Source organism: Citrobacter sp. RHBSTW-00570 (genome assembly GCF_013739755.1).
Classification (GTDB): domain Bacteria; phylum Pseudomonadota; class Gammaproteobacteria; order Enterobacterales; family Enterobacteriaceae; genus Citrobacter; species Citrobacter braakii.
Map to the genome: position 1 here is coordinate 146,030 of NZ_CP056399.1, position 22,484 is coordinate 168,513.

The following is a 22,484-nucleotide window of genomic DNA, read 5'->3' on the forward strand; positions in this document are numbered from 1 at the left end:
AGCAAAGTCACGGTACAATCCTTCCTATATCGATATCCCTCTCCACGGTGGAGAGGGCCACCAACAGCCAGGCCCTTTCATGACAACCGACATGCGTTCACTCTACAGCCAGCTTCCTGCGATCGATCGTTTATTGCGCGATAGCGCCTTCCCAGCTTTACGTGAGTCTCACGGTCATACCCGGGTGGTTGACCTGCTGCGTCACATGCTCGACGAAGCCAGAGAAGCTATTCGCGACACGCACGCGCTCCCGGCATGGTGTGAGGACTGGGCGCAAGAGGCCTGCGCCCGGCTGGAACGAGAATCGCAAAGTGCGCTGCGTCCGGTAATTAACCTTACCGGAACGGTGCTGCATACCAATCTTGGTCGCGCATCGCAGGCCGAAGAAGCGATCGAGGCGGTGGTGCAGGCGATGCGCACGCCGGTGACGCTGGAATACAGCCTGGATGATGCCGGGCGTGGGCATCGGGATCGGGCCCTGGCGGATTTACTCTGCCGTCTGACGGGGGCGGAAGACGCCTGTATCGTCAATAACAATGCGGCAGCGGTTTTGCTGATGCTGGCGGCCACAGCTAACGGCAAAGAGGTGGTCGTTTCACGCGGAGAACTGGTAGAAATTGGCGGCGCGTTTCGTATTCCTGACGTGATGTGTCAGGCCGGATGTATTCTGCGCGAAGTGGGTACCACCAACCGGACCCACACGAAAGATTATCGTCAGGCGGTAAATGAAAATACCGGTCTGCTGATGAAAGTACATACCAGTAATTACAGCATCGAAGGCTTTACGAAGTCGGTGGATGAGGCAGAGCTGGCCACTATTGGCAAGGAGCTGGATATTCCGGTAGTGGCGGATCTCGGCAGCGGCTCGCTGGTCGATCTCAGCCAGTATGGATTACCGCAGGAGCCGATGCCGCAACAGCTGATTGCCGCTGGCGTCAGCCTGGTGAGCTTCTCTGGCGATAAATTACTGGGAGGGCCGCAGGCAGGGATTATTGTCGGTAAAAAAGAGATGATCGCGCGCTTACAGAGCCATCCGCTGAAACGTGCATTACGGGCTGATAAAATGACGCTGGCTGCGCTGGAAGCGACGCTGCGGCTCTACCTGCACCCGGAAGCGCTGGCAGCGAAGTTGCCGACGTTACGCCAGCTCACCCGCTCGCAGGAGGCTGTCCACGCGCAGGCACAACAATTACAGGCACGGCTTGCTGATCATTACGGCGACGAATTCGCCCTGAACGTTATGCCTTGTTTATCGCAGATAGGCAGCGGTTCGCTACCTGTTGATAGGCTGCCCAGCGCGGCATTAACCTTTACGCCACATGACGGGCGCGGTAGCCGCCTCGAAGCACTGGCCGCTCGTTGGCGTGCGCTGCCTGTGCCGATCATTGGGCGAATTTATGATGGTCGCTTATGGCTGGATCTGCGCTGCCTTGAGGACGAGACCCGGTTTATGGAGATGATGCTGAAATGATTATTGCAACCGCCGGACACGTTGACCACGGAAAAACAACGTTATTACAGGCGATTACCGGCGTGAATGCCGACCGTTTGCCGGAAGAAAAAAAGCGCGGCATGACCATCGATCTCGGTTATGCCTACTGGCCGCAGCCGGACGGAAGGATTCTGGGATTTATCGATGTTCCCGGACACGAAAAGTTTTTGTCCAACATGCTGGCGGGTGTCGGCGGGATCGACCATGCGCTGCTGGTGGTGGCGTGTGATGACGGCGTGATGGCGCAAACGCGTGAGCATTTGCAAATTCTGCAACTGACGGGCAATCCGCAGATCACCGTGGCGCTCACGAAAGCCGATCGCGTGGATGACGATCGCATCAACGCGGTACGTACTGAGGTGCATACTGCGCTTGAGAACTATGGATTCGCCGATGCGGTTCTGTTCGTGACGGCTGCCAGTGAAGGTCGTGGAATCGAAGAACTGCGCGATCATTTACAGCAATTAACGTCGCGCGAGCATGCCCGCGATTGCAGCTTTCGCCTGGCGATTGACCGTGCCTTTACGGTCAAAGGCGCGGGTCTGGTGGTGACCGGGACGGCGCTTAGCGGTGAGGTGACTGTTGGTGACACGCTGTGGCTCACGGGCGTCAACAAACCGATGCGCGTACGTAGCTTGCATGCGCAAAATCAGGCCACCGATCGCGCGCAGGCGGGGCAACGTATTGCGCTGAATATTGCCGGTGATGCACAAAAAGAAGAGCTTAACCGCGGCGACTGGCTGCTGTCCGATGCACCGCCAGAGGCGTTTACCCGCGTGATTGTCTCTTTAGAGCATGCCGCGCCGCTGATGCAGTGGCAACCGCTGCATATTCACCACGCGGCCAGCCACGTCACCGGGAGAATCTCGCTGCTTGAAGGGACGCTGGCGGAACTGGTGTTTGATACACCGCTCTGGCTCGCCGATAACGACCGTCTGGTGCTACGCGATATTTCGGCCCGCACGACGCTGGCTGGCGCACGCGTGGTAACGCTCAATCCGCCGCGTCGCGGGAAGCGTAAGCCGGAATATTTGCAGTGGCTGGCAGCGCTGGAGAAGGTACAGAGTGACGGCGAAGCTCTGGCGCTGCATCTGACGCGCGGGGCGGTGAATATTCCTGACTTCGCCTGGGCGCGTCAGCTCAACGGCAACGGTATGCGTCCGTTGATTGAGCTGCATGGCTTTATTCAGGCGGGATACAGTCTGTTGAATGCTGCCGTTGCAGCGCGCTGGCAGCGGAAAGTCCTTGATACGCTGGCAACGTACCACGAGCAGCACCGTGATGAACCAGGACCTGGGCGAGAACGCCTGCGCCGTATGGCTTTGCCGATGGAAGATGAAGCGCTGGTCCTGCTGCTGATTGAAAAGATGCGTGAGAGCGGAGCCATCCATAGTCATCATGGCTGGCTGCATTTGCCGGATCATAAGGCCGGTTTCAGCGAAGAGCAGCAGGCTATCTGGCAAAAAGCAGAACCGCTTTTTGGCGATGAGCCGTGGTGGGTGCGCGATTTGGCAAAACAGACGGGCACAGATGAGCAGATGATGCGTGTGGCGTTACGACAAGCAGCGCAGCAGGGCATCATCACTGCGATCGTCAAAGATCGCTATTACCGTAATGATCGTATTGTGGCCTTTGCCAATATGATCCGCGAACTGGATCAGGAGAAAGGATCGACCTGTGCTGCCGATTTCCGCGACAGGCTTAACGTTGGACGCAAATTGGCTATCCAGATTCTGGAATATTTTGACCGCATTGGTTTTACGCGTCGCCGGGGAAATGATCATTTATTACGCGATGCTTTGCTGTTTCCCGAAAAGTAATGAAACAATTAATTCAGGAATTAAATGAATTAATACAAAATAAATATTGATTGAAATAAGCACATTAGATTATGAACCTAATGTGCTTTTTAATTGTGGGTGTTATTAAAATAACAACCACGATCATATTTTGTTGGATATTTCACTCGTATGCTTCCTGACTCTTTAGAGTAATTAAGGATCGTACAATGGCTGCTTCAACATTTTTTATTCCTTCCGTGAATGTAATCGGCGCTAATTCATTAAAAGACGCAATGAATACAATGGCGGAATATGGTTTTCGTCGTACGCTGATTGTCACTGATGCCATGCTGACAAAATTAGGTATGGCTGGCGAGATTCAAAAAGCATTACAGGAACGTGATATTTTCAGCGTAATTTTCGACGGTACGCATCCTAATCCCACGACCAGTAACGTCGCTGCTGGCCTGCATATACTGAAAGAAAATGAATGTGATAGCGTTATTTCCCTCGGCGGCGGTTCTCCGCACGATTGTGCGAAGGGCATTGCGCTGGTGGCGGCTAACGGCGGTGATATTCGCGATTACGAAGGTGTGGACCGTTCTGCAAAACCACAACTACCGATGATCGCCATTAACACCACCGCGGGCACGGCATCTGAGATGACCCGTTTCTGCATCATTACCGATGAAGTACGTCACATTAAAATGGCGATTGTGGATAAGCATGTTACGCCGCTGCTGTCCGTTAATGACTCCTCGCTGATGGTCGGCATGCCGAAGTCCCTGACAGCGGCAACCGGTATGGATGCGCTGACCCACGCCATTGAAGCCTACGTGTCTATTGCTGCAACGCCGATTACCGATGCGTGCGCGTTGAAAGCGGTCACCATGATTGCGGAAAACCTGCCGGTCGCCGTTGCAGATGGCAGCAATGCTCAGGCGCGCGAAGCCATGGCTTACGCGCAGTTCCTCGCGGGCATGGCTTTTAACAACGCTTCTCTTGGTTATGTGCACGCAATGGCGCACCAGTTGGGTGGCTTCTACGATCTGCCGCACGGTGTATGTAACGCAGTGCTGCTGCCGCATGTGCAGGTCTTCAATAGCAAAGTGGCTGCCGCTCGCCTGCGTGATTGCGCTGCGGCAATGGGCGTGGACGTTGCTGGCTTGAGCGCAGAGCAAGGGGCGGAAGCCTGCATCGCGGCGATCCGCGAACTGGCGCAGAAAGTGAATATCCCGGCCGGTCTGTGTGAGTTGAACGTGAAGGAAGAGGATATTGCCGTACTGGCGACCAATGCTCTGAAAGATGCCTGCGGTTTCACTAACCCGATTCAGGCGACTCATGAAGAAATCATGGCGATTTATCGCGCTGCTATGTAATTCGTGATACCTGTCGTAAAGCAGTAAATGGCTGGCGAATAATTCGCCAGCCCCGTCTACCCTTGTAGTACCCCTACAGCAAGGAGACGGTCATGACCAATAACCCCCCTTCAACGCGTATTTATCCCGGCGAGTATGGTTACCCTCTGAAGTTAAAAGCCCGATACGATAACTTTATCGGCGGTGACTGGGTTGCCCCGGTGGACGGCGAGTATTACCAAAACCTGACGCCGGTAACCGGGCAATTACTGTGCGAAGTGGCCTCTTCCGGCAAAAAGGATATCGATCTGGCACTGGATGCCGCGCACAAAGTAAAAGACAAGTGGGCGCAGACATCCGTGCAGGACAGGGCGGCGATACTGTTCAAAATCGCCGATCGTATGGAGCAAAACCTGGAACTGCTGGCGACGGCAGAAACCTGGGATAACGGTAAGCCCATCCGCGAAACCAGCGCGGCAGATGTTCCGCTGGCGATTGACCATTTCCGCTATTTCGCTTCCTGTATTCGTGCGCAGGAAGGGGGAATAAGCGAGGTTGATAGCGAGACCGTGGCTTATCACTTCCATGAACCTCTTGGCGTGGTAGGGCAAATTATCCCGTGGAACTTCCCGTTGCTGATGGCCAGCTGGAAGATGGCGCCCGCGCTGGCGGCGGGTAACTGCGTCGTGCTTAAACCCGCGCGCCTCACGCCGCTGTCCGTGCTGTTGCTGATGGAAGTCATCGGCGATCTGCTCCCGCCAGGCGTGGTGAACGTGGTAAACGGTGCGGGTGGGGAAATCGGTGAGTATCTGGCGACGTCTAAACGCATTGCGAAAGTGGCGTTTACCGGCTCAACGGAAGTTGGGCAGCAGATCATGCAATACGCTACGCAGAACATTATTCCCGTCACGCTGGAGCTGGGTGGGAAATCGCCCAATATCTTCTTCGCTGATGTGATGGATGAAGAAGATGCGTTTTTTGACAAAGCGCTGGAAGGTTTCGCGCTGTTTGCCTTCAATCAGGGTGAAGTGTGTACCTGTCCGAGCCGTGCGTTAGTACAGGAATCTATTTACGAACGTTTTATGGAAAGAGCTATTCGCCGGGTGGAGAGTATTCGCAGCGGCAACCCGTTAGACAGCGTGACGCAAATGGGTGCGCAGGTGTCGCATGGTCAACTGGAAACCATTTTGAATTACATCGATATTGGTAAGAAAGAAGGGGCCGACGTTCTCACCGGTGGGCGGCGCAAGCAACTGGGTGGCGACTTAAAAGAAGGTTATTACCTCGAACCAACCATTCTGTTTGGCAAGAACAACATGCGGGTTTTCCAGGAAGAGATCTTCGGGCCCGTGCTGGCCGTAACGACCTTTAAAACCATGGAAGAGGCGCTGGAAATCGCCAATGACACCCAATATGGGCTTGGCGCTGGCGTCTGGAGCCGTAACGGAAATCTGGCGTACAAGATGGGCCGTGGGATTCAGGCGGGGCGTGTATGGACCAACTGTTACCATGCTTATCCGGCCCATGCGGCATTCGGTGGTTATAAGCAGTCAGGCATCGGGCGCGAGACGCATAAGATGATGCTCGAGCATTATCAGCAAACCAAATGTCTGCTGGTTAGCTACTCGGATAAACCGCTGGGACTATTTTAATTTCTCATCACTTATTGCCCGGTTTTGCGCCGGGCATATCTTTATTCTGCAGTTATATATAAACCCATATATCGTTATATAAATAAGACGATTGCATCCAATCTGGTCATTCCACTACTATTATCAACTCTATTGTGTAAATCAAATTGCAGCCGAATTTTTAATTTAAATCCCTGAGGCAAATATGTTCCTTAATTATTTTGCATTAGGAGTGCTTATTTTTGTATTCCTGGTCATTTTTTACGGGATTATTATTCTGCATGATATTCCCTATCTCATTGCAAAGAAACGTAACCATCCTCATGCTGACGCAATACATGTCGCGGGCTGGGTGAGTTTGTTTACCTTACATGTCATTTGGCCCTTTTTATGGATCTGGGCAACGCTTTATCGCCCGGAACGCGGGTGGGGTATGCAAAGCGCGGATTCTTCCCTGATCCAGTTGCAGGCCAGGGTTGCCGATCTGGAAAAGAAACTGGGTGAGGCGAAGACCTCTCCGGCGGAGTAATATCGATGGATTTATTGATCGTTCTGACCTATGTGGCGTGCGCATGGTCAATATTTAAGATTTTTAAAATTCCTGCCAATAAATGGACAGTACCCACTGCAGCATTGGGCGGTATATTCATTGTTTGCGGGCTTATATTACTGATGAATTATAACCATCCGTATACATTTAAGGCGCAAAAGGCAGTAATTTCTATTCCCGTAGTACCGCAGGTCACGGGGGTCGTGACGGAAGTGACGGATAAGAAGAATACGCTGATCAAAAAAGGTGAGGTACTGTTTAAACTTAATCCGGGACGTTATCAGGCACGAGTTGATCGCCTGAAAGCTGATATTGTCACCGCACAACATAAAGAGCAGGTGCTGGTGGCGCAGTTAGACGAAATGCAAGCCAACACGCAGCGGGCAAAGGCTACGCGTGACAAGCTAGCTAAAGATTACCAGCGCTATGCGCAGGGGAGTCAGGCGAAGGTCAATCCTTTTTCTGAACGCGATATCGATGCGGCGCGGCAAAACTATCTGGCGCAGGAAGCAGCGGTGAAATCCTCCGTTGCGGAACAACAGCAAATCCAGAGTCAGTTAGACAGCCTGGTGCAGGGTGAGAATTCGCAAATTGCCAGCCTGAAAGCGCAGTTAGCCGAAGCGGAGTTCAACCTGGACCAGACAGTGGTTCGCGCGCCCAGCGATGGTTACGTTACGCAGGTGCTGATGCGACCGGGAACCTATGCCGCCGCGCTGCCTATGCGTCCGGTGATGGTGTTTATCCCGGATCAAAAACGGCAAATTATCGCCCAGTTCCGGCAAAACTCGTTGCTGCGATTGGAGCCAGGCGATGAAGCTGAGGTGGTGTTTAACGCCTTGCCGGGTAAGGTTTTCAGCGGCAAACTGGCTGCCATCAGTCCGGCCGTACCGGGGGGGACATATCAGTCGAATGGGGTGCTGCAATCCTTAAATTCTACGCCCGGATCGGAGGGGGTGATCGCCACGATTGAGCTGAATGATAATGTGGATGTGAACGCTCTGCCTGATGGGATTTATGCGCAGGTCGCGGTTTATTCTGATCACTTCACCCATGTGTCAGTGATGCGTAAGGTTCTGCTGCGTATGACCAGTTGGGTGCATTATCTGTATCTCGATCACTAGGCGCAGGCTATTTTGCTTACCATTTTGAACCTGGTACCCTAATTCGCTTACTCAGGCTGCTGTTCCAGCGCCTGAGTAAGTTGCTGGCGGATCTCTGCCAACATCTCATCAAGAATAAACTGTACCCGCCATGGCTGATATTCACGTTTGCGGAAAATCACCACCAAATCCAGCCACCATTCATGTTGTTCTGAGAAACATGGAACCAGCGACCCGGATTCAACATCTTTTTGCACACTCGCATTTGGCGCAAAAACAATGCCCAGATGGTTACGTGCCAGCGCCAGTGCAGACTGTGTATTGTCGCAGACATAATTTCCGGTTACCCGATAATCGTGCATCTCCTTGCCTCCGGCAGAAGTGAAACGCCAGATATTAGCCTCATCTATCATCATGGAATCAATCAGGATACAGGAATGTTCTTCCAGTTCATCAGGGCTACTAATAGGATGTGCTTTGATATACTCAGGGCTGGCAAAAGCCGTCACCGCATATTTGGTAATGAAACTGGCAACCAGAGATTCATCTTTAGGATGCGCATAGGTAATTAAAATATCACAATCTTCAGGGAAGTCGACACCTTCAAAAAATGCCTTTCGTTCCAGGTTACATGTTTTAAGTGAGAGGCTAATTCCACCAATATCCTGAATTTTTGCGATCACATGTTGCGATAAATAAGCAATTATGCCCGTCGGAGCATATACGGTTACCCGGCCACGTTTTTCGTGCTTATAATCAGCAATGAAATTATTGAGCTGATCGTTTCTGTCCAACATGTCATTGATGTAAGGAAGCAGCGCTGTACCAAACGGTGTGAGGGTGAGCTGTCGAGTGGTGCGATCAAATACCTTTAGTCCAACTTTGGATTCAAAATCAGCAAGATACTTACTAACGTTGGCTTGTGCGATGCCGAGAACCGTAGCGGCATGACTGATGTTTTCACTGGCAGCAATTACCGAAATAATCTTCAGTTCCCGGTGTTTGAGTTGTAATTTGTTCATCGCCAAACCCAATATATATATGTTTGTATATATTACTATATAAATATGAATCTTGCACCGATGAAATTGTAAGCATTATTATGCACGCGTTTTGTATCTTATTTTAAAATGGAATGTGGGCATGTTAATTAAACGCAATATTGTGGCGCTATTCGCCTTTTCATTTATGGCGAGCGCAACTGCCGCAGAATTTTCTATTGGCGGCGGCGCTGTATATAACGAATCTCCTTATCGTGGATATAATGATAACGTTCACGCAGTACCGCTTGTCAGTTATGAAAGTGAATCATTTTATTTTAGGCAAACAACGTTAGGTTATATTCTTTCAAAAAATGAAAGTAATGAATTTAGCATTACTGCCTCGTACATGCCGCTTGAGTTTGATCCGGGTGATAACGACGATCAAGCGATGAAGCAACTGAACAAGCGTGACGCAACCGCGATGGCGGGTGCTGCATGGTATCACCATGAGAAATGGGGCAGCGTGAAAGTCTCCGCAGCAGCGGATGTGCTGGACAACAGCAACGGTTGGGTTGGGGAAATGTCTCTGTTTCGCCAAATGCCGATGGGCAAGCTGACGCTGACGCCGGCGATTGGCGTGCTCTACTATGACGAAAACTTCAACGAATATTACTACGGCATCTCTGGCAATGAATCCCGCCGTAGTGGGTTATCAAGCTACTCCCCTGGCGATAGCTGGACACCGTATGTTGGCCTGTCCGCTAAATACGCATTGACCAGCAATCTGACGCTGCTGGCCAGCGCCAACTATAGTGCGCTGCCAGATGATATTAAAAATAGCCCGATGGTCGACCGTGATGACAGCTTTACCTTTATGTCCGGTCTGACCTGGCGTTTCTGATTTAAATACGTGCCTGATGGCGCTTCGCTTATCAGGCCTACGTGGATGGGTGTTGTAGGCCGGATAAGACGTGAAGTGTTGCCATCCGGCACGGTTTAATTACTACTCGTTTACCCAGATACGCATTTCGCCTTCACCACGGTTCGCCCAGCTAAACCACGGAATAAACGTCAGGGTATGTGGCTGGCGCGTAGTCGGTGAAACATCGTAGTGCCACAAGGATTGCTGTGTCGCGTCATCGCTACTTTGCTTCACGCCTTCAGCCTGAATTAACTGTTTATGGCTGAACAGCCCCTTACCCTCGAATACCCTGAATTCACTCTCTTTTGGCAGCCACAAATTATGTAGCTCCTCACCGTTGTCGGCCTGCTCCAGGCAATACACCAGCGGCCCTCGTTGAATGGCGACCTTACCGGCAACATGACGCACCAGTGGATTTCCGTACACCCGACGCACCGGCATCGGCAGAGTCAGACTCAGCGTATCTCCCTCCTGCCAGATTCGGCTGATGTGCAAATAGCCTTTGCGAATATCCTGCTCAACCGGCTGACCATTCAGTAAAACCTGCGGCGCGGAGCACCAGTCTGGTAGGCGCAGGGCCAGAGTGTGATATACCGACTGCGGCGATTCGATGGCGATTTTTACCTGCTCATGCCATGGATAATCTCCGCTAATGCGCAGTTTGAGCGAGCCATCTGCAATGGGGACTTCCATGCTATTGCCCACGTACATATTGATATACAGCGCGTCCTGACGTGGCGTGTAGATGTAATGACCAATTGAGGTTAACACGCGGGCGATATTTGGCGGACAGCAGGCGCAGCCGAACCAGCGTTGGCGAACGGGCTTCACGTGGTCGTAAATATGATTGAATTTTAATGACTTAGGATGTACTTCCAGTGGGTTTACGTAGAAAAAGTGTTTACCGTCCAGCGCCATGCCGCCAAGTACGGTGTTATACAGGGCGCGCTCCATTACGTCGGCATACTGGCTGTCGGCCTCCATTTCCAGCATTCTGCGGGCGAACATCATCAGTCCGATTGAAGCGCAGCTTTCCGCGTACACGGAGTCGTTGGGCAGATCGTAATCGCTGCTAAAAGCCTCACCGCTGCTTTGAGAGCCGATCCCGCCGGTAATGTACAACTGACGCTGGACCATGTTTTTCCACAGACGCAGGCAATCCTGACGTTTGCCTTCGTCCCGGCTTAAGCGCGCCAGGTGCGCCACGCCGGTCATCAGATAAACAAAACGTACTGCATGACCGATCGCCGTTTGCTGTTCTGAAATGGGCTGATGTGCCTGGCTATAGGGTTTATCCTTCACCATCCATGCTGGGCCGTAAGTATGCCAGTAAGAGGTTTGGCCGCGCTTTTCATACTCTTCGTCATAGAAATGGGGCTGTGCGCCGCGCTGCTCAACAAAGTAATTTACCAGCGCCATATAGCGAGGTTGCTGGGTCACTTCGAACAAGCGCATTAAGGCCAGCTCGATTTCCGGGTGTCCGGGGTAGCCACGCAGTTGATTCTCTCCGAGACCAAACACGCTGTCGATGTGATCCGCCAGGCGGCACACCACCTCTAACAGACGACGCTTACCCGTCGCCTGGAAAAATGCGACGCCCGCTTCAATTAAATGACCGGCGCAGTACAGTTCATGGCATTCCGCGAGGTTGGTCCAGCGTTCATCCGGGGCTTTTACCGTAAAGTAAGTATTGAGATAGCCATCTTCACACTGTGCCGCAGCCACCAGTTCAATGACCTCATCAGCGGTTTTCTCAAGTTCCGCATCGGGTTTCTGGCACAGCGACCAGGCAACTGCCTCCAGCCATTTCGCTACATCGCTATCCTGAAAAACCATGCCGTAAAACTCGCCATCCTGCAGCCCTGCGGCGATGCGGAAGTTCTCTATCGCATGGCTTGGTTCCGCCTCTGCAATGCGGTCATTGAGCGCATCCCACTGGTAGGGGAGCACCACATCACGCACCAACTGCTGATATTGTCCGAGAAACGGATCGCTGACCGTGAGCTTGTGCAGGTCGACTTCCAGTACGTTCATTTCATGCTCCTTAAGGCTGTACATGACGCTGACGCAGATCGGTGGCAATGCGCGACATCATCGGGTTATTGAGTTTACAAATGCGGATAGACAGCGCCAGCAGCAGGTGGAACAGCGCGGGCAGCAGCGTTTCCATCGCCGTAATCCCTTGCAGCGAACTGGCGGTTTGGTTGCCAGCGCCTGGCTGATAGGCGACAAAAATAAACAACAGGCTGATGATCCCCGCGCTTGAGGCCCAGGCCAGCTTGATGAAAAACAGGTTGAAGGCGAAATTCATGCCGGAGGAACGCACGCCGGTTTTCCACTCGCCGTAATCGTCGGCAAAGGCCATCAGCGAGAAGTGCAGCGGCAGCGTGAAGCCCAGAATAATGCCGTTGCCGAGAATAACCGCCAGCCATAATGTCTGATAAGCCGAACCGGTCGGCAGGAACCACATCATCACTGCCAGGGCTGCCAGCACCAGGTTGGTGTAGTAATAGAGTTTGACGGTATCAATGCGGCGGGTCAGCGGGCTGACAACCACTGAACCGATGATGGACGCGAAGGTGACCATGGTGAAAAACAGCGACGTGTAAGCGGTGCTGCCCTCCAGCACGTAGGTAATGAAGTACATGTACCCGCCGCCGCGAATATTGAAGACGTTAATCAGCAGGAAAGACATCACCAGCATCAGTAATAGCTGATCATTTTTGCGCAGTCCGCCAATGTGTTCGCGCAGGGTAAATTTTCCCATCATCGCCAGTGGCACACGCTCGCGAACCCAGAAGAAACAGCACAGGAACATCACCACTGCGATGGCGCACAGGATGCCCACGCCGAACTGATAACCCTGCGCGGCATTGCCCTGACCCAGAATATCCACCATCCACGGCAGACCAACGGAGACAAGGAATCCTGCCACGCCGCACAGCACAAAGCGCCAGGACTGACAGGCGATCACCTCGTTATGGCGGGTTGTCATGGTGTTGATCAGCGCACAATACGGTACGTTGATGGCGGTATAGCCGACAGAGAGCAACAGATAGGTGCCGAATGCCCAGGCGATTTTTACGCTCATGCTGGCGTCAGGGACGGTAAACGTCAGTACGCCAATGATGCCAATGGGAATTGCCACCCACAGCTGCCATGGGCGAAAACGCCCCCAGCGGCTTTGTGTGCGGTCGGCAAGTATGCCCATTATCGGATCGGAAATAGCATCAAATACGCGCAGGGCAATAAACAATGTGCCGACCAGCGCGGGCGTTAACCCGAAGACATCGGTGTAGAAAAATGTCAGAAAGTTCATGATCAGACAGGTAATTACCGTCCCGCCTGCATCGCCCAGGCCGTAGCCAATTTTTTCACGCAGGGATAATTTGTCGTCCTGGGCACGCTGTGCCAAATCAGAGGTCGTAATCGGAGCCGAAGTCATAAATAACTCCCGGAGAGGATGTTCAGAAAGTACCCCGCTACGTTGCGGGTTATTTGTTTGTAATTTGCAAAGTACGTTATTTATTCTGCACGAAATGTTTGGGTCAACAAGGGAAGAGAAAAGTATAAAAAGATGACAATTCCGACTTCATTATAAAAATGTGATTTCGATCCAGCGGAAAGCAATTTTATCGTGAATAATCAATGATAAAGGGTGGTTTAAATAATGCAAAAAGCGGGAATTTGAATATATATGCTCGAATTGTCCATGTCTCTTCCGATTAAAGTGCAAAATGGTGGGCTATTTATTTCCCGAGGCGTGGGAAGCCATCCTGCGCGGCAATTGCAATCCTGGGAAATCATCTTTGTCGAAAAAGGGACATTAACGATTCGCGAAGGCCAGACCGTTTTTTGTGTGAATGCTGGAGAAAGTTTGTTGCTATGGCCGCAGCGTTCGCATATTGGTGTGGGACAATTTCCGGCTGATTTGAAATTTTACTGGCTGCACTTTGAGGTGACAGCAGAAAACGATGCTTCACTTACAGAACCGTTGCTTGCAATTCCTCAGCATGCCCGGGTTAGCGAGCCACAATATATTATTTCGCTGTTTCGCCAGTTCTTACGCGAGCAGGAAAATATTCATCGCAGCGTTGCGTTGGAACTGATCCTACTGCTGATTTTGCAGCAAATCTCCGCGGCGGCTAGCGAGCAACCCGCAGATAGTCCCGGTAATGCGCTGGCATGGAAAGCGCAACAAATAATCCACACCCAGTTCCACCTGCCGATTAGTGCTTCAACTCTGGCGAAAGAACTGTATTGCAATGCGGATTATCTGGGGCGTGTATTCCGTAGCGCTTTCAGGCTGACGCTAACTGAAGCATTGCATCGCCAGCGGGTAAGGGCGGCAGAAAAACTGTTGATCAGTGGCTCGCTGTCGCTTACCGAAGTGGCGATAAAATGTGGATTTAATGATGTGGGTTACTTTCGCAAAATCTTTCGCAAGCATACCAGCCTGACACCCGCGGCGTGGAAACGGCGCTATTGCAAAGAGCATATTAATAGCGCCTGACCCGTTACTGCCCGTAATACGCATTCACGCCGTGTTTGCGCAGATAGTGTTTATCCAGCAACTCCGACTGCATATCCGGCAACTGAGGGGCTAACTGGCGCGAGAACAGCCCCATATAGGCGCACTCTTCGAGCACCACTGCGTTATGTACGGCGTCTGCGGCATCTTTACCCCAGGCGAACGGACCGTGTGAATGCACTAATACCGCCGGAACCTGCAGCGGATTAAGATCGCGTTGCTCAAAGGTCTGAATAATGACCTCACCGGTTTGATATTCATATTCGCCGTTAATCTCCTCAACGGTCATCAGACGAGTACACGGAATAGAACCATAGAAATAATCGGCATGTGTGGTGCCCCATGCCGGGAGATCAAGACCCGCCTGTGACCAGATCGTCGCGTGGCGTGAATGGGTGTGGACGATCCCACCGATTTCAGGGTAGCGACGGTACAGCGCCAGATGGGTTGGCGTGTCTGAGGAGGGTTTTTTACTGCCTTCAACCACATTGCCGCTGGCAATATCCACCACCACCATATCGTCGGCGGCCATCACGTCATATTCCACGCCGGACGGCTTAATCACCATCAGCTTACGCGTTTCATCCACCGCGCTGACGTTACCCCAGGTAAAGGTGACTAAACCATGAGCCGGAAGCGCCAGATTGGCCGCCAGCACCTCGGCCTTCAGTTGTTCTAACATGGAAATCCTCCTTCCTGCATACGTGCTTCTATCCAGCGTCGCGCCTGGATAATTTCCAGTACCGGCTCATTCGCTTTTTCAGTCCACATTTCAATCAGAAACGATCCGCGATAGTTCAGCTCATACAGCGTTTTGAAGATACCGACAAAGTCCACGCACCCTTCGCCAAAAGGCACATCGCGAAACTGGCCCGGATGCGTTTCGGTTACCGGCAGCGTGTCTTTCAGGTGGATAGCGGCGATACGGTCGATGCCCAGCGTCAATTCGGCAGTGACGTCATTTCCCCAGGCACTGAGATTGCCTACGTCCGGATAGACGGTGAACCACGGCGATGACAGCATTTCGTCCCACTTTTTCCACTTGCTAATCGAGTTCATAAAAGCGGTATCCATAATTTCTACCGCCAGCATGACCTGCGCGGCGGCGGCTTGCTCGACTGCCCATGCCAACCCTTCGGCAAAGCGCTGCTGCGTACCTTCGTCATGTTCCTCGTAATAGACGTCATAACCTGCCAATTGAATGGTGCGAATACCGAGATCGCGCGCCAGACGAATGGCTTTGGTCATGATGTCGCGCGCCCGAACTCGGACTGATTCATCGCGGCTGCCAAAGGGAAAACGGCGGTGGGCGGACAGGCACATTGAGGGGATTGCCACGCCGGTTTCCAGCATCGCGCTCACCAGCGATGCGCGCTGAGCGGGGCTCCAGTCGAGACGCGACAGACGTTCATCGGTTTCATCCACCGACATCTCGACGAAATCAAAACCGCAGCTTTTCGCCAGCACCAAACGCTCCGGCCAGGAGAGGTCTTTCGCCAGCGCTTTTTCATAGATACCTAACGGATGATTACGCATACTGTGCTCCCCAGATGGCGTCGATTTGCGCATGGAATTCAGCTGCAACCTGCGTTGGGTTTTGCGCCCCAGCCAGCGCGCGTCCGGCGATAAAGGCTTTGACGTTGATATCGCGAAACAGCGGCAGGTCGGCGGGCGTAATCCCGCCGGTAATCGACAACTCCAGACCGATATCGGAAAGCGCTTTCATGCGCGCCAGATCCGCTTCTCCCCACTGTTGCCCGCTGGCCTGGGCATCGCGCCCCCGATGGTAAATCGCCTGGCGAACCCCAACGTGATACCAGTCACGGGCGTCATCCAGCGTCCAGTTGCCGAACAGTTCCATCTGAATTTCGCCGCCGCAGGACTGCGCGACGCCATGGCCTTTCTCTACCGTCGCCAGCGGCGCAGCGCAGATGATGGTCATCCAGTTAGCGCCAGCGCCAAACGCTTGCTGTGCAAGGGTTTCGCCCGCATCGGCTACCTTCCAGTCGGCGACGATGATTTTATTTGGGCACTGGGCGCGCAGCGCTTTGACGGCGCTAAGTCCTTCGGTTAAGCAGAGAATCGTTCCCGCTTCAACGATATCGACACTTTCTTGTAGCAGTGCGACATCGCGCTGGGCTGCCTGCAGGTTGGTGTGGTCGAGCGCCAGTTGCAGTAATGGTCGACTCATCATTCGTGCTCCTTAATGCGGGCGTGATAGCCCTGTAGTGCGGTAATTAAATTCTGGTATTGGCGGTATTTGCGCTGGTAGCTCGCATGCGCGGCAGCGTCTGGCAGCAGTGTGCGCACTGGGTGCTGTAAGCTGCGCTGCGCGTCGCTGAAATTGTGATAAACGCCGGTGCCTACGCGGGCGGCGAGTGCTGCGCCAAAGCAGCCGGTCTCTTCAATCTGTGGCAGCTCGATACGTAAGCCGCTGACGTCTGCCAGCATTTGCATCCAGATGTCGGAGTGCGCCGGACCTCCGGTGACGCGCAGGGTATGTGCCTGCGTAAAACGTTCACGCATGCGGTTCAGGTGGGTCATGTGGCTGAAAACCACGCCTTCGTAGATGGCCTGTAATAAGTGGGCGCGAGTGTGTATAGCCTGCATGCCATAAAAGCCGCTGGTCATCTCCAGCCCGGCGTTACTGCCGTACAAAAAAGGCAGGAAGAAAAGCGCGCTACCGGCTTTCGGTAAACTGGCTACGGCCTGATTGATCTCATCAAAAGAGAGCTCACCCCACTGAGCGGTAAACCATTCCAGATTGCCGGAGGAGGTCGGACTGGCTTCATGAACGATGTACTGCCCGTCATTCACATAGCGGCCATAAACATAGGGATGAGGCTCGTGGTCGCGCAGCCCGTGAGCGATCCCGCTGGTGACAGCCCACGTTCCCATCACCGCGTTAAGGGTGTGCTCATCTTCGATACCGGCGCAGAGTGCGGTGGAAACCACATCAAATAGACCGCCGACGACGGGCGTACCCGCCGCCAGACCGGTGATGGCGGCTGTCTGAGCGGTGATTTCCCCGCATATTTCTGCTGACCCCACGATGGGGGGCTGGGCATGGTCGATTTCACTGATACCCAGCCACTGAGTCAGCCTCGGGTCGTACTGACCCGTGGTCATGTTGTAGAGGTTCGACTCGGAGATATTGCTCTCTTCGCAGCCTTTGACGCCGGTTAAGCACCAGCGCAGATAGTCATGACCCATCATGACACTACCAATTTGCGCGTAGCGCTGAGGGGTGTTCTCTTTCACCCAGCGCAGGAGCGATGCCGGATGCCCGGTCCACAATGTCTGGCGGGTGACCGGGTAGAGCTGCTCAGGGATCCCATCCTGCTGCCAGCGCTGTACGATGTCCATCGCACGTCGGTCAGAAGAGAGAATGGCATTACCTAGCGGCTTATCTTGCTTATCAAGAAGGAACAGGCCTTTGCCCTGAGCGGATATACCGACGCCTTTGATTTGCTCGCCGCAGACGCCTGTACGCTTTAACAGCCCGTCAATGGTCGCGACGCACTGTTGCCACAGTTGGTGCATATCGCGTTCGGCGTAACCGGGTAATGGCGATATTGTCTGCAGCGATTGCCGGTTAATTCCCAGCTCATGACCTTTGGCATCATACAAACCTGCTTTCAGATATGTACCGCCGCAATCAATACCCAGCCAGAAGGTCGCTTTCTCACTCATCTTTGTTATCTCATTTTTGCCGGATGGCGCTGTGCTTATCTGGTCTACAGTGGTGCCATTTGCAGGCCCGGCAAGCTTATGGCTACCGGGCAGATATGAGGCGTACGCTGGAATAATCCAGAATATGCCCATAATTTATTGGACCTCATCGACCGCTTTTAGCAGGTATGCGCCATGCGGCGTGTCCTTTAGGAACATATCGCGGACCTGGTTGCCCAAAACATTACTAAAAGCTTTGCGATCGATATCCGTCAGCACTTCCACTCCCGAATTTTTCATACCATCGATAATTTTTTGCTGATTTTCCGCGACCAACTGACGTTGGTAATCTCCCGCCTCTTTGGCGGCACTTAATAATGTTTCTTGTAGCTTCGGTGCTAATGCATCGAATTTGGCTTTATTCATCACGAGTAACAAAGGTGAGTAAGCATGGTGAGTAAGAGAAAGATACTTCTGCACTTCATAAAACTTGGCAGACCATACGACGTTGATAGGATGTTCTTGTGCATCAATCGCACGGGTTTCCAGTCCGGTGTAAACTTCTGCGAATGGCATTGGAATTGGATTAGCGCCGAAGATCTTAAATGCGGCAATATTCATTGGGCTGTTATTCGTGCGCACTTTTAATCCTTTCAGGTCTGCGGGTGTTTTCACTGGCGCACGTGAATTTGTCACATCACGCCAGCCATTCTCCCAATATGCCAGTACAACCAATCCTTTCGGTTCAAGTGACTTTTTCAGCTCTTCGCCGACCTCGCCATCCAGCGTTTTATGCGCATGTGCCGTGTCACGAAACAGGAATGGCACATCCAGCAGGTTAAATACTGGAGCAAGGCCAGTGAAGTTGTTTGAACCAGACATTTCCATATCAATGGTGCCACCGCGTACGCCGCTGATCATCGCCTGCGCGTTGCCCAACGTACTGTCAGGGAAGAGTTTAAGCGCCAGCGCGCCGTTGGTTTTTTCTTTAAGCAATTCATTAAACTTTTTTGCGGCGATATGTTGAGAGTCTGTTTGTGGTGTTTCATAGCCAAAACGCAAAGATTGCGCAGCCTGTGACGACAGGCTGAAAGTCATCAGGCCAGCTATTAATAATGTGTAGGTTACAGAGCATAATTTCATGTTATTTTCCTTTTAGTTAATCCATTTAAGCGGTGTGGTGATAAGTTCAGGAATAAATATAAAAAGTATTAGCAGCATAAATAACACTATTACATAAGGTGTAACGCCTCTTACGGCGTCATCAAATTTTAGTTTTGCTACGCCTGAAATAACATTAAGAACATTGCCTACTGGTGGGGTTATTAATCCAATAGAGCAGTTGATAATAAACATTACGCCAAAGTAAATAGGGTCGATGCCTGCTTCTTTAACTAACGGAAGTAATACTGGTGTTAGAATTAATACCGTCGGGGTTAGATCCATCACCATTCCTACAACGAGGATTGCCAGCATGATGACAATAAATAAAAGCCGTGGCGAATCCACCAGTGGTTGCAGTAAATCGGAAACCATCATAGGTAACTCAGCGATCGTGATAAGCCATGCGGATACCTGAGCAGCGGCAACCAGAAACATTACAATCGAGGTAGTTTTAGCCGCATTGACCAGTACGTGATATAAGTTTGTCAGAGGCAATTCTCGGTAGATTACCGTAGCGACAAAAAGTGCATAAAATGCTGCTACCGCCCCTGCTTCTGTTGGAGTGAATAATCCTGAGCGGAAACCACCAATAATAATAACCGGTAAAAATAGCGCCCAAATGCCAGACACCAATGATTGCCAAATTTCACGTGGGGTGGCTTTGGGCTGGCGTGGTAGATTTAGGCGAGAGGCCTGCCACCACCATGTAAGCATAAGTACCGTACCCATCATAATGCCAGGTGCGATCCCTGCCATAAATAACTTACTGATGGATAAGCCGCTGGAGACACCAAAAATAATGAATGGGATCGAAGGTGGGATAATGGGCGCGATAATTCCACCGGAGGCAATAAGTCCCACAGAACGGTTTACCGGATAGTTGGCTGAACGCATCATTGGGACTAACAATGCTGCGACAGCGGCGGTATCTGCAACGGCAGAACCAGATAAACTGGCCATGATCATTGCTGCCAGCACGCCAACATATCCCAGCCCCCCAGGTTTGTGGCCAACTAACTTCATCGGTAAGTCAACGATACGCTTTGACAGGCCGCCAGCATTCATAATTTCGCCCGCCAGGACAAAGAACGGAATTGCCAGCAGGGAGAAGCTATCTGCACCGTTAACCAGCGTTTGCGCCATGATTTGTACGTCGAACATATCGAGGTACATCATTAGAGCCATCCCACACAACAACAGAGACCAGGCTATGGGCAAGCCAATTGCAATCCCGCCCAATAGACAGCAGAGAAATATCACGACGGCCATGATTAAGCTCCTTGCTGTGGTTGTTGGGAAGAATGCCTGCTGGCAATTAAGATATACAATCGGCGCAGCTCAATAAGCGCAATTGCCACTCCTGTAGGTAGGCAAGCGGCATACATCAGGCCAATAGGTATACCGAGGATAGGGGAATGATCGCTCCAGTCCTGGAGTGCTTTTTGTATTCCGCCCCAACTGAGTGCGATGCAAAGTAATAAGATCAACGTATGTGTTAATAATGACATACGCCTCTGGTTTTTCGGTGAGAGTTTCTCAACCAAAAAAGTCACCTGCACGTGGGCATTATCCATAAAGGCGACAATGGCACCGATGAACGTTAGCCAGACAAACAAGTAGCGTGATAGCTCATCAACCGACAAAATGCTGGTTTGAAAACCATAACGCAGGATAACGTTAAGAAAAACAATGCAAGACAATATTGCGATTAATACTGCAAGAATGCCTTCAAGTACCCGCTTCATAATTATTCCTTCAGATCAAATGTCGAGTTGAAAGAGTGATTGGTTTTTTTATATAAACAATTAAATTTTCATATCTGTTATGATTCTGTGAGCTATCGCTTATTTAATCTGATAATAATTTTTCTATGGATAATTCAATCTAATTTATTGGTCCACCAAATTTATCATGTTGATACCGTCGCGCAATATTGCTACACGATGAGCTACATCTGCATTGGCATTTATTTCCAGTAATTTAATGCCGGCAAATTGCAATGGCTCGGTTCCTGCGCAGGCGAATAATTCGCGGGCATGGTCGGTGGTCATCAGGCTTTGCGGGCAAAAAGGGGCAAACGGTGCGTGTAAGTCCTGCCACTCACCGTACTCTCCCGTAAGCGTCGTGCCAGAGAACATCAACGCCCCTAGTTTTCCAGCCCGTTGGGCCTGCTGCGTGTGGGTCAGCGCCAGGGCAGGATTCTGCCCTTCAATGGCCGATCGCGCCCAGTTAATGCACACGCTGATGTCATACCCGGCAATGACCTCCAACACGTTGTCCAACGGCAGAAAACCTTTGCGCGGCGCAATACCGGTCATGGCATCACAATGTTCAAGCACCAGATCGCAGGACCAGTCCCAATTGGCTATCTCTTTAAGCGAACGGGCGAATGCGTCGGTGGCCTGCGCAACATCTGGATTGCTGGCACAGGGTGCGGCATGCAACTCCAGCGCAATCACTTTTCCGGAGCGGGCCGCATTGATATGGTTGATTTTCTGCTGCAGATGACGGTAATACGCCACGCAGCCTTTACGTTGTTCTTCGTCGCTGGAAGCCAGCCCAAAAGCGCTGTTTGCGCCACGACGGCGCATGGTTTCCATTATAGCTGTGACCACGATTTGCCAGTCGCCCGGTGTATGACGTAATAACCATTCGTCGCCGAATGGGTGCAGATGTTCAAGGCAGGGCTGCTCCAGTCCGCGAATATCTGGGGTATCGGAGAGTTGTCGCCAGAATTCCTTCTCTTCCTCTTCACACTTTTGGTGAAATGAGGGTGCACAGGGATACGCACCGATAATATAACCGGCATTGTCCAAATTCATTTTGTGCTCCTTTTATAAAACTGAAATAGAAACTTTAACAACTATTTTGCGGATCGGCGTGGCGACAGTTTTATGACATGCAGGGCGGTGAACATCCTGCGGGAAAAATATGGCATAACTTCCCGGAATCATTTCAATGAAAGATTCATGTTCGCTGGCGTGATAAAAAATAATATCGCGCTGTTCTAATAACGATTCACTGATTTGGTTATTCCCGGTATCAATGGCGATCCCGATTTTCTCTTCACCCCAGGCCAGAAACTGAATATCCAGATAGCGGCGATGCACCTCAGGACGATTTTCGGCAACGTCACGGGTGGTTAAATCGATAATTTGAGCGAAGATATTTTTACCGTCGATCTCCACCACGCCCGGCTCCAGTTTTTGAAAATCTGTGGTGCGCAGAAAGTCGAGCGCCCTTTCAATCGCCGCGGGCAAACTGCATGGGTTAGGTTGAGCAATATGTCCGAAGATCATG

20 protein-coding genes are annotated in these 22,484 nt (G+C 51.7%); 8 read left to right on the plus strand and 12 right to left on the minus strand.

Going from position 1 to position 22,484, the window contains the following annotated elements; translation table 11 throughout:
• Positions 1 to 79: 79 nt before the first annotated feature.
• The 6 genes from selA to HV237_RS00725 all read left to right on the plus strand — a co-directional run bounded on the left by selA (position 80) and on the right by HV237_RS00725 (position 7,933).
• On the plus strand, positions 80 to 1,471 hold the full coding sequence (gene selA, locus HV237_RS00700) for an L-seryl-tRNA(Sec) selenium transferase (RefSeq protein ID WP_047359012.1): 1,392 nt from the start codon (positions 80 to 82) through the stop codon (positions 1,469 to 1,471).
• Positions 1,468 to 3,312: a selenocysteine-specific translation elongation factor gene (gene selB, locus HV237_RS00705; protein WP_016157738.1), complete on the plus strand. Its 1,845-nt coding sequence runs from the start codon at positions 1,468 to 1,470 to the stop codon at positions 3,310 to 3,312. The genes selA and selB overlap by 4 nt, the downstream gene beginning before the upstream one ends.
• Positions 3,313 to 3,500: 188 nt before the next feature.
• Positions 3,501 to 4,652 carry an L-threonine dehydrogenase gene (gene yiaY / locus HV237_RS00710; protein WP_047359013.1) on the plus strand — a complete coding sequence of 384 codons (1,152 nt, stop codon included), beginning with the start codon at positions 3,501 to 3,503 and terminating at the stop codon, positions 4,650 to 4,652.
• A 92-nt stretch (positions 4,653 to 4,744) separates the two neighbouring features.
• A complete protein-coding gene (aldB, locus tag HV237_RS00715) occupies positions 4,745 to 6,283 on the plus strand; it encodes an aldehyde dehydrogenase AldB (RefSeq protein ID WP_047359014.1) in 1,539 nt (512 codons plus the stop codon).
• Positions 6,284 to 6,467: 184 nt separating this feature from the next.
• On the plus strand, positions 6,468 to 6,791 hold the full coding sequence (locus HV237_RS00720) for a DUF3302 domain-containing protein (protein WP_003024200.1): 324 nt from the start codon (positions 6,468 to 6,470) through the stop codon (positions 6,789 to 6,791).
• Positions 6,792 to 6,796: 5 nt separating this feature from the next.
• Entirely contained in the window at positions 6,797 to 7,933 is a 1,137-nt protein-coding gene (locus HV237_RS00725; protein ID WP_047359015.1) for an HlyD family secretion protein, read from the plus strand.
• Between the two features lie 47 nt (positions 7,934 to 7,980).
• On the opposite strand, the gene HV237_RS00730 is transcribed toward HV237_RS00725, so the two are convergent.
• Positions 7,981 to 8,934, minus strand: a complete 954-nt coding sequence (locus HV237_RS00730; protein WP_016157735.1) for a LysR family transcriptional regulator — start codon at positions 8,932 to 8,934, stop codon at positions 7,981 to 7,983.
• Between the two features lie 121 nt (positions 8,935 to 9,055).
• On the opposite strand from HV237_RS00730, the gene HV237_RS00735 reads away from it, so the two are divergent.
• Entirely contained in the window at positions 9,056 to 9,796 is a 741-nt protein-coding gene (locus HV237_RS00735) for a MipA/OmpV family protein (RefSeq protein WP_016154944.1), read from the plus strand.
• Positions 9,797 to 9,898: 102 nt separating this feature from the next.
• On the opposite strand, the gene HV237_RS00740 is transcribed toward HV237_RS00735, so the two are convergent.
• Both HV237_RS00740 and HV237_RS00745 read right to left on the minus strand, forming a co-directional pair.
• The gene (locus HV237_RS00740) at positions 9,899 to 11,851 is read right to left on the minus strand and encodes a glycoside hydrolase family 127 protein (RefSeq protein ID WP_047359017.1); all 1,953 of its coding nucleotides are present in this window, start codon (positions 11,849 to 11,851) and stop codon (positions 9,899 to 9,901) included.
• Positions 11,852 to 11,861: 10 nt separating this feature from the next.
• Complete coding sequence (locus tag HV237_RS00745; protein WP_047359018.1) at positions 11,862 to 13,262, minus strand: MFS transporter; 1,401 nt, start codon at positions 13,260 to 13,262, stop codon at positions 11,862 to 11,864.
• A 252-nt stretch (positions 13,263 to 13,514) separates the two neighbouring features.
• Between HV237_RS00745 and HV237_RS00750 the strand changes: the two genes are divergently transcribed.
• Positions 13,515 to 14,330 (plus strand): helix-turn-helix domain-containing protein, encoded by an 816-nt coding sequence (locus tag HV237_RS00750; protein WP_047359019.1) that lies wholly within the window; start codon positions 13,515 to 13,517, stop codon positions 14,328 to 14,330.
• Positions 14,331 to 14,334: 4 nt separating this feature from the next.
• Here HV237_RS00750 and araD read toward each other — a convergent pair whose 3' ends face one another.
• From araD to HV237_RS00795, 9 genes are all read right to left on the minus strand, one after another.
• Positions 14,335 to 15,030, minus strand: a complete 696-nt coding sequence (gene araD / locus HV237_RS00755) for an L-ribulose-5-phosphate 4-epimerase (RefSeq protein ID WP_047359020.1) — start codon at positions 15,028 to 15,030, stop codon at positions 14,335 to 14,337.
• Positions 15,024 to 15,884, minus strand: a complete 861-nt coding sequence (locus HV237_RS00760) for an L-ribulose-5-phosphate 3-epimerase (protein WP_047359021.1) — start codon at positions 15,882 to 15,884, stop codon at positions 15,024 to 15,026. Before HV237_RS00760 ends, araD begins: the two co-directional genes overlap by 7 nt.
• On the minus strand, positions 15,877 to 16,539 hold the full coding sequence (ulaD, locus tag HV237_RS00765; protein ID WP_047359027.1) for a 3-keto-L-gulonate-6-phosphate decarboxylase UlaD: 663 nt from the start codon (positions 16,537 to 16,539) through the stop codon (positions 15,877 to 15,879). The genes HV237_RS00760 and ulaD overlap by 8 nt, the downstream gene beginning before the upstream one ends.
• Positions 16,539 to 18,041, minus strand: coding sequence for an FGGY-family carbohydrate kinase (locus tag HV237_RS00770; protein WP_047359022.1), 1,503 nt, complete (start codon positions 18,039 to 18,041; stop codon positions 16,539 to 16,541). Before HV237_RS00770 ends, ulaD begins: the two co-directional genes overlap by 1 nt.
• 135 nt (positions 18,042 to 18,176) lie before the next feature.
• Positions 18,177 to 19,163, minus strand: a complete 987-nt coding sequence (locus tag HV237_RS00775; RefSeq protein WP_047359023.1) for a TRAP transporter substrate-binding protein — start codon at positions 19,161 to 19,163, stop codon at positions 18,177 to 18,179.
• A gap of 12 nt (positions 19,164 to 19,175) precedes the next feature.
• On the minus strand, positions 19,176 to 20,453 hold the full coding sequence (gene yiaN, locus HV237_RS00780; RefSeq protein ID WP_047359024.1) for a 2,3-diketo-L-gulonate TRAP transporter large permease YiaN: 1,278 nt from the start codon (positions 20,451 to 20,453) through the stop codon (positions 19,176 to 19,178).
• Between the two features lie 2 nt (positions 20,454 to 20,455).
• Positions 20,456 to 20,929 (minus strand): 2,3-diketo-L-gulonate TRAP transporter small permease YiaM, encoded by a 474-nt coding sequence (yiaM, locus tag HV237_RS00785; protein WP_047359025.1) that lies wholly within the window; start codon positions 20,927 to 20,929, stop codon positions 20,456 to 20,458.
• A gap of 144 nt (positions 20,930 to 21,073) precedes the next feature.
• Entirely contained in the window at positions 21,074 to 22,006 is a 933-nt protein-coding gene (locus HV237_RS00790; RefSeq protein ID WP_181541663.1) for a DUF4862 family protein, read from the minus strand.
• A 12-nt stretch (positions 22,007 to 22,018) separates the two neighbouring features.
• On the minus strand, positions 22,019 to 22,483 hold the full coding sequence (locus HV237_RS00795) for a YhcH/YjgK/YiaL family protein (RefSeq protein ID WP_047359051.1): 465 nt from the start codon (positions 22,481 to 22,483) through the stop codon (positions 22,019 to 22,021).
• Position 22,484: the final 1 nt, after the last annotated feature.

Coding starts and splice junctions, on each gene's coding strand:
- selA (WP_047359012.1), top strand. CDS start 80: ATGACAACCGACATGCGTTCACTCTACAGCCAGCTTCCTGCGATCGAT.
- selB (WP_016157738.1), top strand. CDS start 1,468: ATGATTATTGCAACCGCCGGACACGTTGACCACGGAAAAACAACGTTA.
- yiaY (WP_047359013.1), top strand. CDS start 3,501: ATGGCTGCTTCAACATTTTTTATTCCTTCCGTGAATGTAATCGGCGCT.
- aldB (WP_047359014.1), top strand. CDS start 4,745: ATGACCAATAACCCCCCTTCAACGCGTATTTATCCCGGCGAGTATGGT.
- HV237_RS00720 (WP_003024200.1), top strand. CDS start 6,468: ATGTTCCTTAATTATTTTGCATTAGGAGTGCTTATTTTTGTATTCCTG.
- HV237_RS00725 (WP_047359015.1), top strand. CDS start 6,797: ATGGATTTATTGATCGTTCTGACCTATGTGGCGTGCGCATGGTCAATA.
- HV237_RS00730 (WP_016157735.1), bottom strand. CDS start 8,934: ATGAACAAATTACAACTCAAACACCGGGAACTGAAGATTATTTCGGTA.
- HV237_RS00735 (WP_016154944.1), top strand. CDS start 9,056: ATGTTAATTAAACGCAATATTGTGGCGCTATTCGCCTTTTCATTTATG.
- HV237_RS00740 (WP_047359017.1), bottom strand. CDS start 11,851: ATGAACGTACTGGAAGTCGACCTGCACAAGCTCACGGTCAGCGATCCG.
- HV237_RS00745 (WP_047359018.1), bottom strand. CDS start 13,262: ATGACTTCGGCTCCGATTACGACCTCTGATTTGGCACAGCGTGCCCAG.
- HV237_RS00750 (WP_047359019.1), top strand. CDS start 13,515: ATGCTCGAATTGTCCATGTCTCTTCCGATTAAAGTGCAAAATGGTGGG.
- araD (WP_047359020.1), bottom strand. CDS start 15,030: ATGTTAGAACAACTGAAGGCCGAGGTGCTGGCGGCCAATCTGGCGCTT.
- HV237_RS00760 (WP_047359021.1), bottom strand. CDS start 15,884: ATGCGTAATCATCCGTTAGGTATCTATGAAAAAGCGCTGGCGAAAGAC.
- ulaD (WP_047359027.1), bottom strand. CDS start 16,539: ATGAGTCGACCATTACTGCAACTGGCGCTCGACCACACCAACCTGCAG.
- HV237_RS00770 (WP_047359022.1), bottom strand. CDS start 18,041: ATGAGTGAGAAAGCGACCTTCTGGCTGGGTATTGATTGCGGCGGTACA.
- HV237_RS00775 (WP_047359023.1), bottom strand. CDS start 19,163: ATGAAATTATGCTCTGTAACCTACACATTATTAATAGCTGGCCTGATG.
- yiaN (WP_047359024.1), bottom strand. CDS start 20,453: ATGGCCGTCGTGATATTTCTCTGCTGTCTATTGGGCGGGATTGCAATT.
- yiaM (WP_047359025.1), bottom strand. CDS start 20,929: ATGAAGCGGGTACTTGAAGGCATTCTTGCAGTATTAATCGCAATATTG.
- HV237_RS00790 (WP_181541663.1), bottom strand. CDS start 22,006: ATGAATTTGGACAATGCCGGTTATATTATCGGTGCGTATCCCTGTGCA.
- HV237_RS00795 (WP_047359051.1), bottom strand. CDS start 22,483: ATGATCTTCGGACATATTGCTCAACCTAACCCATGCAGTTTGCCCGCG.